The 14516-nt window shown below is 40.4% G+C and carries 8 protein-coding genes; 4 read left to right on the top strand and 4 right to left on the bottom strand.

All coding sequences use genetic code 11. The features are described 5' to 3' along the window. Positions 1-89: 89 nt before the first annotated feature. Complete coding sequence (locus tag EJF25_RS05250) at positions 90-1541, top strand: CCA tRNA nucleotidyltransferase (RefSeq protein ID WP_125040345.1); 1452 nt, start codon at positions 90-92, stop codon at positions 1539-1541. Positions 1542-2039: 498 nt separating this feature from the next. On the opposite strand, the gene EJF25_RS05255 is transcribed toward EJF25_RS05250, so the two are convergent. The 3 genes from EJF25_RS05255 to EJF25_RS05265 form a co-directional block, all read right to left on the bottom strand. Beyond that, a complete protein-coding gene (locus EJF25_RS05255; RefSeq protein ID WP_125040346.1) occupies positions 2040-3224 on the bottom strand; it encodes a M24 family metallopeptidase in 1185 nt (394 codons plus the stop codon). A 191-nt stretch (positions 3225-3415) separates the two neighbouring features. Beyond that, positions 3416-4753, bottom strand: a complete 1338-nt coding sequence (gdhA, locus tag EJF25_RS05260) for an NADP-specific glutamate dehydrogenase (RefSeq protein ID WP_125040347.1) — start codon at positions 4751-4753, stop codon at positions 3416-3418. 218 nt (positions 4754-4971) lie between these two features. Next, positions 4972-7083 (bottom strand): prolyl oligopeptidase family serine peptidase, encoded by a 2112-nt coding sequence (locus EJF25_RS05265; protein WP_125040348.1) that lies wholly within the window; start codon positions 7081-7083, stop codon positions 4972-4974. Between the two features lie 428 nt (positions 7084-7511). On the opposite strand from EJF25_RS05265, the gene EJF25_RS05270 reads away from it, so the two are divergent. Next, a complete protein-coding gene (locus tag EJF25_RS05270) occupies positions 7512-10487 on the top strand; it encodes a PEP/pyruvate-binding domain-containing protein (protein WP_125040349.1) in 2976 nt (991 codons plus the stop codon). Between the two features lie 338 nt (positions 10488-10825). Here EJF25_RS05270 and EJF25_RS05275 read toward each other — a convergent pair whose 3' ends face one another. Further along, complete coding sequence (locus EJF25_RS05275) at positions 10826-12112, bottom strand: IS1380-like element ISBf12 family transposase (RefSeq protein ID WP_009040242.1); 1287 nt, start codon at positions 12110-12112, stop codon at positions 10826-10828. A 235-nt stretch (positions 12113-12347) separates the two neighbouring features. Between EJF25_RS05275 and EJF25_RS05280 the strand changes: the two genes are divergently transcribed. Both EJF25_RS05280 and EJF25_RS05285 read left to right on the top strand, forming a co-directional pair. After that, the gene (locus tag EJF25_RS05280; protein ID WP_125040278.1) at positions 12348-13172 is read left to right on the top strand and encodes a DUF4493 domain-containing protein; all 825 of its coding nucleotides are present in this window, start codon (positions 12348-12350) and stop codon (positions 13170-13172) included. A gap of 11 nt (positions 13173-13183) precedes the next feature. Next, complete coding sequence (locus EJF25_RS05285; protein WP_125040277.1) at positions 13184-14503, top strand: DUF4493 domain-containing protein; 1320 nt, start codon at positions 13184-13186, stop codon at positions 14501-14503. The last annotated feature ends 13 nt before the right edge of the window (positions 14504-14516 follow it).

A 14516-nucleotide genomic window follows, 5' to 3' on the forward strand; every position in this document is an offset into this window, starting at 1 on the left:
ATACAAATATTATCCCTTATTTTTGTACTTTTGCGACTTTAAAACTTATTAAGTTGATAGCTGATAGTTGATAACTGATAATTGAAAGAATGATTGAATTGACTCAGGAGGAATTGAAACAGTATTTTAGCGAACCTATTTTTGGCCAGATTGCAGAAACTGCTGATATGCTCGGATTGGAATGTTATGTGGTTGGCGGTTATGTTCGTGACATTTTTCTGCAACGTCCCTCTAAAGATATAGATGTAGTAGTGGTGGGTAGTGGAATCGCTATGGCAGAAGCGTTGGGAAAACACTTGGGACGTGGTGCTCATGTTTCTGTTTTTAAGAATTTCGGTACGGCGCAAGTAAAATATAAAGGAACGGAAGTGGAATTTGTGGGTGCACGTAAGGAATCCTATCAGCGTGATTCACGTAAACCAATCGTTGAGGATGGAACGTTGGAGGATGACCAGAATCGCCGGGATTTCACAATTAATGCATTGGCTGTCTGTCTTAATAAATCCCGCTTTGGTGAGTTAGTTGATCCTTTCGGTGGCATGGCGGACATGAAGGAAAAGACTATCCGTACGCCGCTAGATCCTGATATTACATTCAGCGATGACCCGTTGCGCATGATGCGTTGTATACGTTTCGCCACTCAGTTGAATTTCTATATTGATGATGATACTTTTGATTCACTTTGCCGAAATAAAGAACGGATCGAGATTATTTCCCGTGAGCGAATTGCAGACGAGTTGAATAAGATCATCCTCTCACCCATTCCGTCAAAAGGATTTGTTGAGTTGGAACGAAGTGGGCTGTTACCGTTGATTTTCCCCGAATTGGCTGCTTTGCAGGGAGTGGAAACTCGAAATGGGAAGGCACACAAAGATAACTTTTACCATACATTAGAGGTACTCGATAATATAAGTAAGAAAACAGACAACTTATGGTTGCGTTGGGCGGCCTTACTTCATGATATAGCCAAGCCGGCAACTAAACGCTGGGAACCTAAAGTCGGTTGGACTTTCCACAATCACAATTTTATCGGTGAGAAGATGATTCCAAATATCTTCCGTAAGATGAAATTGCCAATGAATGAAAAGATGAAGTATGTTCAGAAGATGGTGAGTCTGCATATGCGCCCTATTGTAATTGCGGATGATGTGGTATCCGACTCTGCTGTGCGGCGGCTACTTTTTGAGGCAGGGGATGATATTGACGATCTGATGATGCTTTGCGAAGCAGATATTACCTCTAAGAATATGGAGCGTAAACAACGTTTCCTGAATAACTTTCAATTGGTACGTCAAAAATTGAAAGATCTGGAAGAAAAGGATCGTATCCGTAACTTCCAGCCACCTGTGAGCGGAGAAGAGATTATGGAGATTTTCGATTTACAACCTTGTCGTGAGGTAGGTGCTTTGAAAAGTGCTATTAAAGATGCAATCTTGGACGGAATTATTCCCAATGAATATGAGGCGGCGTATGCGTTTATGCTGGAGCGGGCAAAGAAGATGGGATTAGTTCCTTCACAGACTTCTTCAAAAGTAGAATAGATAAACTTTGAGCTATTTCTTGGGGAATATATGTTTGGTATCTTTTATAGGTATTTTAGGTAGTTACTTCCTTATTCTTAAGTGTTCCATTCGCTATTTTTAGTTCGTTACATTATAGTGTATATTGCGGAGCACTATAGTGTGACGAAAAATACATTATAGTGATTCTTATGTTCAACTATAGTGCTCCGAATTGGTATTTGCATCTCAAAGTATTAAGATTAGGGAATAAAAGAAATAAGAATAGTATATGTGCCCTTATTACTTGTATGATCTGAAAAAGAGCCTGTCTTCAGGTCAAAAAATAAACTGCTTTCATTTATAATCTTAAGTCTGGATATAATAATCCCCTTATTTCAGCTTTATTTTATATAAAGGAAAAATAAGGGGATTCTCTAAGAGGTTTTATCTATAAAATTTTCACTTCCGAAATACAGTTTTGCAACAGTTTCTTTCTAAGTATTCTTTTTTATAATTGTAGTCCGAAAAGTCTGAATTTTATTCTTCTTGTTTGTAAAAGGCTTCCAAATCGATAATTTCTTCGTTACAGTTTGTCAGCTTTTCTATTCCTTCATTGGTTACCACCCATGTATTTTCTATTCCGACAGGTCCTACACCCGGAATAACGATTTTGGGTTCTAAGGCAAACACCATACCCGTTTCCAATTCCTGTTTCATGCGTGGAGCCAAAACGGGGGCTTCATTGATTTCTAATCCGATACCATGACCGATAAATTTAGCTTGTTGGTTAGTTCCCATGAATTTATCCGCGAATCCGGCTTTCGTTGCTATCTCTACAGCCGTATTATAGAGATTTTCGCAGACTATGCCCGGACGTGCAATCGAGCTAATCTTTTCTTGAATCTCTAAACAAACCTGATGTGCTGCATAAGCTTCTTCGGATAATTTGCCAATGGAAAATACGCGGCTCATGTCACCCATGTAGCCGTTAAAGTTTCCTCCTAAGTCTACCATGACACTTTGACCTTCTTTTAATGGAGTCTTGTTGGCACCACCCGGGAGAGCCGGATCGAGACCTTGTCCACCTAATGCAAAGTCGTAAGGCGAAGGGTAACCGGCATTGTCACTTGTCAGTACACTACCCATGAAGATTTCCATGCTACGGCCGAAGACGCGGAAAATTCCCAGGTTTCCTTGCAGACGCATCAGACGTTCTATTTCAATTGAAAACTCGATATCGGTCATTCCGGGACGGTATACACTTGGTATTCGTTCGTAAGCTTTGCCATGAGCCATTCCGGAACGGCGTATCATTTCTATTTCGATGGAGGTCTTTATACTACGAGCCTGACGAATGAGTGGGGTTCCGTTTACCACTTCTGTGTCTGGGAATAAGCCGGCTAAACGTACATATTCCGTATAAGGAAGTTCGTCACCTTCCAACATTAATTTGGTTGGTACTGGTAGTTCCTGTTCTTTCAATAACTCAATAATCTGTTCCGGTTTACGAATGAAGAAGGAGTGTTCTCCTGTGATGTTGTTCGGACGTTTGAAAAAGAGTAGTGCCGGTGAGTGGAGGGGTAAATAAAGATATCCGCTAACTACACATCCATAAGTATAAATCAAATTAGCATTGCAAGTGATAAGCGCAGCTTCAATACCTTGTTGCGCCATTAAACTGCGAATCTTGTCGCGGCGGAATTTTAATTCAGGTTGTAGCATAGAATTATTTTCAATTTATTGTTTTCTATTTTGATCTTTACAGATATTAGATATAACACCTGTGAGAGTACAAAGGTAGTTATTTCAACTGAAAATAATATGAATTTCAAAAAAATAGCGCTACCCGCGTCCTATCACAGGGGGCGAGCAGCGCAAACCACAAATACAAATACAACTAAACAAAGTATTTTTTAAATAACGCCTTGTCCCATCATTGCGTGAGCTACTTTCATAAAACCGGCTATATTAGCACCCTTTACGTAATTAATATACCCGTCGGGTTCTGTGCCGTACTTCACGCATTGTGCATGGATACCGTGCATGATAGCATGGAGTTTTTCATCCACTTCGGCTGCACTCCAGCTCAGGTGCATGGCATTCTGAGACATTTCCAGACCGGAGGTAGCAACACCACCTGCATTGACTGCCTTACCCGGAGCATACATCGTTTTATGTTCGATGAACAAATCAATTGCTTCCGGAGTACAACCCATGTTGGAAATTTCTCCGACACAAAGTACGTTATTTTTTATCAGATTTTGTGCGTCTTCTCCATTTAATTCATTTTGAGTCGCACAAGGTAATGCAATATCGGCTTTTACCTCCCATGGGCGTTTACCTTCAACGAAGGTGGCATTCGGATATTTCTCTGCATATGGAGCAACGATATCATTGCCGGAAGCGCGTAATTCGAGCATATAGTCTATCTTTTCGCCACTGATACCATCCGGATCATAAATGTATCCGTCCGGACCGGAGATGGTGATTACTTTTGCACCCAGTTCGGTAGCTTTCGTTGCGGCTCCCCAAGCTACGTTGCCGAAACCGGAAATGGCTACTTTTTTATCTTTTATATCGATTCCTTTGGCTTGCAACATTTGATTGACAAAGTATAATCCACCGAAACCGGTAGCTTCAGGTCGTATTAATGAGCCGCCGAATTCTAGTCCTTTTCCTGTGAATGTTCCAGTGAATTCACGAGTCAGCTTTTTGTACATACCGAACATATAACCGACTTCACGTCCTCCAACACCGATATCACCGGCAGGTACATCCATATCCGGACCCAGATGACGCCACAATTCCAGCATGAAGGCTTGGCAGAAACGCATCACTTCAGCGTTGCTCTTTCCACGCGGAGAGAAGTCTGAGCCACCTTTACCGCCACCCATAGGCAGAGTAGTCAGCGCATTCTTGAAAGTCTGTTCGAAGCCCAGGAACTTCAGGATGGAGAGGTTTACGGAAGCGTGGAAGCGAATACCGCCTTTGTACGGACCAATTGCATTATTAAATTGTACACGATAACCGAGGTTTGTTTGTACCTCACCTCTATCGTCTACCCAAGTCACGCGGAAAGTGAAAATACGGTCAGGTTCCACCAATCTTTCTATGATCTTGGCCTTCTCAAATTCAGGATGTTGATTGTAGATATCTTCAATGGAAAGAAGCACTTCTTTTACTGCTTGAAGATACTCTGATTCACCGGGATGTTTGGCCTCCAGAGAGGACATGATTTTTTGAATGTTCATAATAGTATGCTTTAAAAAGGTTATTCTGATAAAATGTAAACTGTGTATACTGCAAATATAGGAATTTTTTTCAATCATGGTTAATCCTATTCCTATATTTTGATTAAATAATAATAAAATGATAGTATTTCGGTGGAAAATCATCAAACCTTATCAACTATTGAGTGAAAAATAGTTGATGAGGCTCGATATGGTTTACAGATAGAAAGTTTTCTTCTTTAGAAGTTTGGAGTCATACCTAAGTTATACATTATAAAGCCGTAGATATCTGCTTGTTCTTCCAATACTTTTGCCATTGGTTTACCGGCTCCGTGACCAGCTTTGCTGTCAATACGGATGAGCGTTGGATTAGTTCCGTCATTATCGGCTTGCAGAGTAGCGGCAAACTTAAAGGAATGGGCAGGAACAACACGATCGTCGTGATCGGCAGTAGTAACCAGGGTAGCGGGATACTTTGTTCCCGGTTTCAGGCTGTGTAGCGGAGAGTACCCTTTCAGGTATTCGAACATTTCTTTACTGTCTTCACTTGTACCGTAATCGCTTGCCCAGTTCCATCCGATTGTGAATTTATGATAGCGAAGCATATCCATAACGCCTACCTGCGGGATGGCTACGCGGAATAAGTCAGGACGTTGTGTCATACAAGCTCCTACCAGCAATCCGCCGTTAGAACCACCTACGATGGCGATTTTATCTTTATTGGTATATTTTTGGTCAATGAGGTATTCGGCGGCAGAGATAAAGTCGTCAAACACATTCTGTTTCTGCATTTTGGTTCCTGCTACGTGCCAGTATTCTCCGTACTCACTTCCACCACGTAGATTGACTTGTGCGTAGATACCTCCGTTTTCGAGGAATGGAATGCGCATTGCGCTGAAGCTTGGGTTGAGGCTGATTCCAAATCCTCCGTATCCATAAAGGAATACTGGATTTTTACCATCTTTCTTTAATCCTTTCTTATAAGTAAGGAACATCGGAATTTTTACACCGTCTTTGCTCGGGAAGAAGATCTGTTCTGTAACGAAATCATCCGAGTTGAACTGTACTTTAGGAGCGCGGTAGAGTTCATAGGTATTTGTATCCATATTGTATTTATAGGTTGCTCCGGGGATGGTGAACGAAGTAAAGCCGAAAAAGCATTCTTTATCGTCTTTGTTTCCACTGAATCCTACCGAACCGAGTGAGGGTAATTCAATTTCTTGCAATTGCTTACCGTCAAGGTCGTAAACATAAGCATGGTTGGAGGCATCTTTATCATAGGTAAGGAATAGTTTGCCGCCAATAACTTCTGCTCCTGATAGAACGGCTTCTGATTCAGGGACAAGTTCTTTCCAGTTTTCCAGCTTCGGTTGGTTGATGTCGGCTACCATGATTCGGTTTTTCGGTGCACCGTAGTTGGTATAGATGTACATCTTGTCGCCGATTACTTCGATAGGAGAATATTGATAGTCGAAATCAGTGGTCAATGGTATAAAGGGAGAATTCGGTTTATTCAGATCACGCATGAATAAGTTGTTTCCTCTACCAGCCCCGGATTCAAAGAGGAAGAGAACTTGTTCATCTTCGCTTACACTGGCACTGTAAAAACGCTTGGGATAAGATGGATTTTGGTAGATGAGTTGGTCTTTTGACTGTGGTTCACCGATCTTATGATAATAAATCTTGTGGTTTTCATTGACATTGGAGAACTCTTTTCCTTTTGTAGGAGCGTCGTAGGCACTATAATAGAAACCGTCTCCCTGCCAGGAAGCACCGGAGAACTTGGCCCATTCGATGTGGTCTTCAAGTAATTTTCCTGTTTCTGTGTCCATTACATAGATTTCTGACCAGTCTGAACCACTACGTGAGATACTGTAGGCAGTGTATTTGCCATCGTGTGAAAAGTATAGACCTGTGAGTGCAACAGTTCCGTCTTCCGATAATTTGTTTGGATCAAGGAAAACACGTGGTTCACTATTCAGCGAGTCTTGTACATAGAACACATTTTGATTCTGCAATCCGTCATTTTTGCTGAAATAATATTTGCCATGTTTTTTAATAGGGGCGCTGATCTTTTCATAGTCAGCCAGTACTGTGAGTCGTTTCAGCAGATTTTCACGAAAGGGAATCTGACTCAGATATTCGTTGGTAACTTTGTTTTGGGCTTCTACCCAAGCAGTAGTAGCGGCACTGGTGTCGTTTTCCAACCAACGATAAGGATCAGGAACGGGTGTACCGAAATACACATCTACTGTGTCTACTTTTGCTGTTTCAGGGTAAACAAGCTTTTTCTGTTGGGGGGTGCATGATATAACCATGATTCCACTCATTAATAAAATTACTTTTTTCATTTGAATAAAGTCTGTTCGAAATATAACTTAAAGTTACAAATCTACGCAATATATAGAACACAGTCAAATAAATGATGAAGATAAAAAGTGGAAGAGGGGTACAAAAACTATCCGGGAGATGTAAAAGAGTTGTTCGGAAGAAGTACAAGAGTTACTTGAAATAAGTACAAGAGTTACTTGAAATAAGTATAAGAGTTACCCGAAATAAGTACAAGAGTTGTATAAAAGATATATAGAAGTGAAATAGAAGATGTACAACTTCCGGTTTAATCATCCGGAAAGAATATGATAACCTTTTCATCTCTTGATGTGCAACTGGGGCTTGTAACGCAGGATTTCCTAAAAGAAATGATTGATAACTGTTACACTATGAATTAATTTCGCTAATTTTGTGGATAGTTTATGTACTAAATAGACAAAAGACCTTTATGCTCAGTAAATATAAATTAAATCAACTTTATTTCAAAGATACGCAATTTGCCAATCTGATGACCCGGCGAATTTTTAATGTGCTGTTAATAGCAAATCCATATGACGCGTTTATGCTGGAGGATGATGGGCGTATTGACGAGAAGATTTTTAATGAATATACCTCTTTGTCTCTTCGTTATCCACCTCGTTTTTCTCAGGTTTCTACTGAAGAGGAGGCTTTGGCACAGTTGGGAAATATGCCGTTCGACCTTGTGATTTGTATGCCGAGTACAGGAGATAATGATAGTTTCGACATTGGTCGCCATATTAAGGAGAAATATGAGCATATTCCGATAGTCATCCTGACTCCTTTCAGTCATGGTATAACGAAACGTATTATTAATGAAGACTTGAGCGCTTTTGAATATGTATTCTGTTGGTTGGGTAATACTGATTTGTTAGTCTCCATCATTAAGTTGATAGAGGACAAAATGAATCTCGAACATGATGTGCAAGAGGTCGGTGTACAGTTAATCCTTCTGGTAGAAGATGGAATCCGTTTCTATTCTTCCATATTGCCTAATCTTTATAAGTTCGTATTGAAGCAGAGCCAGGAGTTTTCTACGGAAGCACTGAATGCCCACCAGCGTACTCTCCGTATGCGTGGACGTCCTAAAATCGTGTTGGCGCGTACTTATGAGGAAGCAATGGCCATTTATCAGAAATATCAAAATAATATATTAGGTGTCATCACCGATGTACGTTTTCCAAAAGTAGAACGGGGAGAGAAAGATAGTCTGGCCGGTATTAAGCTTTGTGCCGAAATACGAAAAAACGATCCGTTTGTACCTTTGATTATTCAGTCTTCAGAATCGGAAAACTTATCGTATGCAGCTAAATATGGAGCCAGCTTTATCGACAAAAACTCGAAAAAGATGGATGTCGATTTGCGCCGTATTGTTTCAGATAACTTTGGTTTCGGTGATTTCGTTTTTCGTAATCCGGAGACAGGCGAGGAGATTGCCCGCGTACGGAACTTGAAGGAACTCCAAAATATTCTGTTTGCTGTACCTGCGGAGTCATTTTTATACCATATTAGTCGCAATCACGTTTCCCGTTGGTTTTATTCGCGGGCTATGTTTCCTGTGGCGGAGTTTCTTAAGCCAATCACCTGGAGTAGTCTTCAGGATGTAGACGCTCACCGGAAGATAATTTTCGAAGCCATTGTGAAATATCGTAAGATGAAGAATCAGGGAGTGGTGGCCGTCTTCAAACGCGACCGCTTTGACCGTTATTCAAACTTTGCCCGTATCGGTGACGGTTCGCTGGGAGGAAAAGGACGTGGGCTGGCTTTTATCGATAATATGGTGAAACGTCATCCTGAGTTTGAGGAGTTTGAGAATGCGTCTATTGCTATTCCGAAAACGGTGGTTTTGTGTACGGATGTGTTTGATGAATTTATGGATACGAACAATCTGTATCAGATAGCTTTGTCGGATGCAGATGATGATCTGATCTTGAAATATTTTTTGAAGGCAAAGTTGCCGGACCGTTTGGTAGAGGACTTTTTTACTTTCTTTGATGTGGTGAAATCTCCCATAGCCATTCGTTCTTCTTCTTTGTTGGAAGATTCGCATTATCAACCTTTTGCCGGGATATATAGTACGTATATGATTCCTTATTTGGATGATAAGTATGAAATGCTCCGTATGCTTTCCGATGCGATTAAAGGAGTATATGCTTCTGTGTATTTCCGGGACAGTAAAGCCTATATGCAAGCCACGTCAAATGTAATCGATCAGGAAAAGATGGCAGTCATCTTGCAGGAGGTGGTAGGAAATCAGTATGGGGACCGTTACTATCCTTCCATGTCGGGAGTGGCACGTTCGTTGAATTACTATCCGTTGGGTGACGAGAAAGCGGAAGAAGGTACTGTAAATCTGGCTTTAGGACTTGGCAAATATATTGTGGATGGAGGAATGACTCTTCGTTTCTCTCCTTATCATCCGAATCAGGTGCTTCAGACGAGTGAAATGGAAATTGCTCTTAAAGAGACTCAGACCCGTTTCTATGCGTTGGATTTGAAGAATGTCGGTCAGGACTTCTCAATAGACGATGGCTTTAATTTGCTGAAACTTCATGTGAAAGAGGCTGAAAGTGATGGTTCGTTGCGTTACATTGCTTCTACCTATGATCCATATGACCAGATTATTCGTGACGGTCTGTATCCGGGTGGACGTAAAGTGATTACTTTTGCAAATATTCTGCAACACGACGTTTTCCCATTAGCGCGTATTCTGCAACTTGTGTTGAAATATAGTGAACAGGAAATGCGTCGTCCGGTTGAAATTGAATTTGCTGCTACTTTGAGTCGCGACCAGGATAAAACAGGAACTTTCTATTTGCTGCAAATTCGTCCGATAGTAGATAGTAAAGAGATGTTGGATGAGGATTTGTCTTTAATACCGGATGAGGATTTACTTCTGCGTTCCGAGAATTCGTTAGGACATGGCATCATGAATGATATTTATGATATTGTTTATGTGAAGACGGATGGGTATAGTGCCTCGAATAATCAAACCATTGCTTGGGAAATAGAAAAGATCAACCAGCAATTTCTGAATGAAGGAAGGAATTATGTGCTTGTCGGCCCGGGACGCTGGGGAAGTAGTGATACATGGTTGGGCATTCCGGTGAAGTGGCCTCATATCTCTGCCGCACGTGTAATTGTGGAGGCAGGATTGACGAATTACCGGGTAGATCCGAGTCAGGGAACACACTTTTTCCAGAATCTTACTTCTTTTGGAGTCGGTTATTTCACAATTAATGCTTTTATGAATGATGGGGTCTATAATCAGGACTTCCTGAACGGACTTCCTGCTGTGGAAGAGACGAAGTTTCTCCGTCATGTACGCTTCGAAAAACCTATTGTCGTCAAGATGGATGGCAAGAAAAAATTGGGAATAGTATTGATGCCGGGAGAGGATAAGTAGATTCTAATTTTAATACCAGTAATGACAAAAAAGTTCTGTTTTTCATATGAAAGACAGAATTTTTTTGTTATTATCATTATAGATGGTCTATTTTTAATATCTTAAAAACTATTTATGGCCTTATTTTCAGATTTTGAGGAATAAAAGGTGAAGGCTTATTTATTAAACCTCAAATCCGCAACTAAGCCCTTGAACGTCCTTATTGCGTTTACACGTCCTCTCATTACTGAATTTGCAGATAATTTGAACTTGAAGCACCCACTTCTGCCTACAATATCCCCTTACCCCACAATGTGACTTGAGGCAATACACAATATCATTCCCATAAGTTGTAGGCATTATCCAAAATCAGTCTGGAAAACATCTGCGTAAGCATTATTACAGGTATAGATGTTCAGCACATACCGCCTTGATGTCCTGATCCACTTGGCTGGTACAGAGATAAACCTGAAGACAAACGCTTTTATGCGACTTGTTGCATTGAGCCCGAACTTCTTTACGTCAAGTCTTTGAATAATGGCCTTGTAAAAGTTACGGATAAGTGCTGTAAGAAGAAGGAACACTGTGTTCTCTGCCATGAAGGATTTGGGCAATCTGTCCCACCCGAAACCATTGTTCATATCATCGAAGATACGTTCCTTTCCTCCACGAAGGTTATAGAACTCGACAATTTCTCTTACGGAAGAATCATAGTCGTTAGTCAGGATACAACGGTATGTGTATTCTCCTTCCCAAAAATCCTGCACACCATCCATCCGTTTCTGTCTTTGAATCACAAGTCGATATGCCTTACCTTTCCACTTCTCAACAAGGATAGAGTTCAATTCAAACTCAATGCCATTGATTTCCTCAGTTTTCCAGCCTTTGAGAGCAAAGGTGTCATTGTAGATCGAACTGCAGCGGTTAGCACGGATATAGAAGGACTTGCAGTGTTTTTCTATTTCCTCCACGATTTCCTCGGAACATGATCCACAATCAGCTCTGAAGCGATTGATAGTGAGCCCATTCTGTTCAAATCTCGCAAAGAACCTCTTCAGCGTGTCCTTCTGATGGAAACGAACATTTGTGTTACCATCGCTATTCTCTATACCGACTATCAAATCGCCAATAACCGCCACGCCAGGGCGATAACCAAGGAACTTCTTGTATGTAGGCTTTGCATCATACTTCTCTGTCTCTATGAACTGATGGTCGAAATCAACATCATACATCTCACCCTCTTTCAGTTGGCCAGATGCAAATATACAATTGAGCAATAAAGTATTGAGAGTGTCAGCCGTATTGAAATCGTAGGTCTTGCCCATATCTGATGTGTATGAAATGTTTTCTTGCGTCAACTCCTTTATCGCCCTGAGGATAGTATCAGAGCTACAAGTGCGAAGTGTCGGATGAAGCGAGAGGTGGTTCATCAAATGAGTAGTGACATCCTCAATACATGAACCGCTACAGAAGTAGATACTCATGAGAGAACGGATGATTTCGCTGTACTGATAACCGAACGATCTACACCTTAGACCGAGGGTTGAGTCGATTACAGATGATAATGTGGAGTCAAATTGCTCCATGATTGAAAATAATCCCCCAAAAGGAGTGAGTCTCTCAGATTTAATTTGTATCTTCGCCATGTCTATCGTCGGATTCTCTTGTTTTTTTTGCAACACTAAGATAAGTGAAAATTCTGACATGGCAAAATCCTGAGCAACTTTTTGTTGCTCAGGTACTTAAAAAGTTTAATTTATAATAGTGTTGCGGAATTAAGGTTAAATATTGAAAACTATTATATTTGCCTGAGTTTTGTATAAAATATTAGTGGTTAAGTTATATAGTGTATAACTTTATATTAAATAATGAGAGATTATTATGAAGAAAAGTTTTATTTTATGCTTCACGTTTTTCTCTTCTTTGTTTTTTATCGCTTGTGAAAGTAGTGAGGGGAACGATGCTTCAGCAGCAAAGGGAAAAATGATGATTGACTTAAATTCTGACGTGTCATATGCTTCAAAAGGGAGTAAGGCACGAGCTATGGATCTGACCCCGTATAAAAATGTAGCAAATTATACGGTGGAGTTGAAAGACGCTTCGGGAAATGTTCTTCAGTCAAAACTTTATTCCGAAATGGAATTGACTCAGGAAGTGACTCCCGGTACTTATACAGTACGTGCGTATTATGGTGAAAACGTAAATGCCGGATATGATAAGCTGTATATGGAAGGTGCACAAACCATTACAGTAGTGAAAGGAGATAATAAAACTGTTTCTTTTGCTTGTACTCCGGCAAATGTTAAAGTGAATCTGAAATATTCTGATGACTTCTATACATTCTATTCTGATTGTACGGTGGGATTGAAAACCCAATATCTGACGGAAGCTTTTGAGATGTCGCAGGCTGATGTAGATAAAGATTTGTTTTTGAAGGCAGTCGGTAACGAAAATCTTTCTTTGACTTTTGCTTTGAAGGATAAAAATGGTATTACCGTTACGCCTGCTAATTTCGGTGCTCAGACTGTGACCATCAAACCACGTGATTTTCTGACTATTACAGTAAAACCTAAATTGATAGATATTGAGGGTGGAAAAATCAGTGGTATCACTGTAACAATAGATAATGGAGTGCAAGAGGAGAATATAGATGTTACTCTACCGGATGAGTTTATGCCGGGCGAGGATACCACTGTTAATAATTAAAAGATTGCAGCATGAAACAAATTACCTATATATTGACGGGAATTAGTCTCGTGATTGGATTGAGCGCTTGTGAAATGCGCGATGAATTGAAAGGGAAAAATGCATTGAATGATAATGAAGGGTTAGTAAGTCTGGATTTATTGGCTCAGGACTATTCTAATATCGTAATTTCTCGTGGAGCTTTTCCTGATGAGGAAGTGAATGTGGAAAATTATACGGTTCAAATTGTTAATGCATCTACTGACGGTGTGGTAAAAGAGACTTCCTATGGCGATTTAAGAGCAGAGGGAGGTTCAGTGAAGCTGACTGCCGGGAAGTATCGTGTGAGGGCTTACAATTATAATGGTGAAAATGTAGGTGCTTCGGAACGTCCGTATTTTAAAGGACAGACTGATTTTCAGATATTGCCGGGAAAGACAACAACGGTTAATACGACTTGTCGTTTAAGTTGTGTGGAGGTGAATCTGATTCTGGCTAAGAGTTTCGAAGAAAACTTCAAAGATGATTATACGATCACCATCACGAACGGCGGTACGGGCAACTACGTTTTTAAGAAGGAGAACGTGGGTAAGAAAATCTATTTTAATGTACCGGAAAATGCATCTAGCATATTGATGAGTGTGAAAGCGACTACTTCTACAGATGGTACGGATATTGCACAGTCTTATACAATTACTAAACCGGAGAACTCTGAAAATAGTAGCAAGTTGGAAAACGGGGACTCGTTTAAAGTGACAATCAATCCGGGAGATAATCCAGTCATTGATCCTGTGACGAAGATAAATCTGGGGATTACCGTTGATTTAACTTGGACTGAGACCGGAACGACTGTGGAGATTCCAACGGAAAATATTGTATTTAATCCCGGAGGAGGTTCAGAAGGAGGAGATACAAATAAAGGAGAAATGAATGTTGTCGGCTTAGATAAAACTTATTCATTTGTAGCTTTGTCAGAAGATGTTCCTACTGTAAAAGTTGATTTCTCGGTTCCTAATGGAATTAAAAAGCTGTTGGTAAAGATTAATTCTGATAACGAGGGCTTTATGGAGACTTTAGAAGGTTTTGGCTTAGGTGGTGAATTCGATTTGGCCAATCCGGGTGATTTACAGGGAGTATTGTCCGGGTCTTTGGAGACACAGGAAGGAATAGGATTAATCGATGCTAATGACCCTATCAAGGATAAAACAAGTTATTCGTTTGATGTTACTTCTTTTATGTCCTTATTGGGATTGTACGGTGCAAGTGAGAATACTTTTACTATTACTGTATCTGATGGTATCAATTCGGATATCCAAGGTGATTTGAAAGTGAATGTAACAGCGCAAGAATAACCTAAACTATAAT

Source organism: Bacteroides faecalis (assembly GCF_003865075.1).
Lineage (GTDB): Bacteria > Bacteroidota > Bacteroidia > Bacteroidales > Bacteroidaceae > Bacteroides > Bacteroides faecalis.

What these genes read in the sequence shown, in the direction of transcription:
- EJF25_RS05285 (WP_125040277.1), top strand. Translation starts at nt 13,184, where the DNA reads ATGAAACAAATTACCTATATATTGACGGGAATTAGTCTCGTGATTGGA.
- EJF25_RS05255 (WP_125040346.1), bottom strand. Translation starts at nt 3,224, where the DNA reads ATGCTACAACCTGAATTAAAATTCCGCCGCGACAAGATTCGCAGTTTA.
- EJF25_RS05275 (WP_009040242.1), bottom strand. Translation starts at nt 12,112, where the DNA reads ATGGCGAAGATACAAATTAAATCTGAGAGACTCACTCCTTTTGGGGGA.
- EJF25_RS05250 (WP_125040345.1), top strand. Translation starts at nt 90, where the DNA reads ATGATTGAATTGACTCAGGAGGAATTGAAACAGTATTTTAGCGAACCT.
- EJF25_RS05280 (WP_125040278.1), top strand. Translation starts at nt 12,348, where the DNA reads ATGAAGAAAAGTTTTATTTTATGCTTCACGTTTTTCTCTTCTTTGTTT.
- gdhA (WP_125040347.1), bottom strand. Translation starts at nt 4,753, where the DNA reads ATGAACATTCAAAAAATCATGTCCTCTCTGGAGGCCAAACATCCCGGT.
- EJF25_RS05270 (WP_125040349.1), top strand. Translation starts at nt 7,512, where the DNA reads ATGCTCAGTAAATATAAATTAAATCAACTTTATTTCAAAGATACGCAA.
- EJF25_RS05265 (WP_125040348.1), bottom strand. Translation starts at nt 7,083, where the DNA reads ATGAAAAAAGTAATTTTATTAATGAGTGGAATCATGGTTATATCATGC.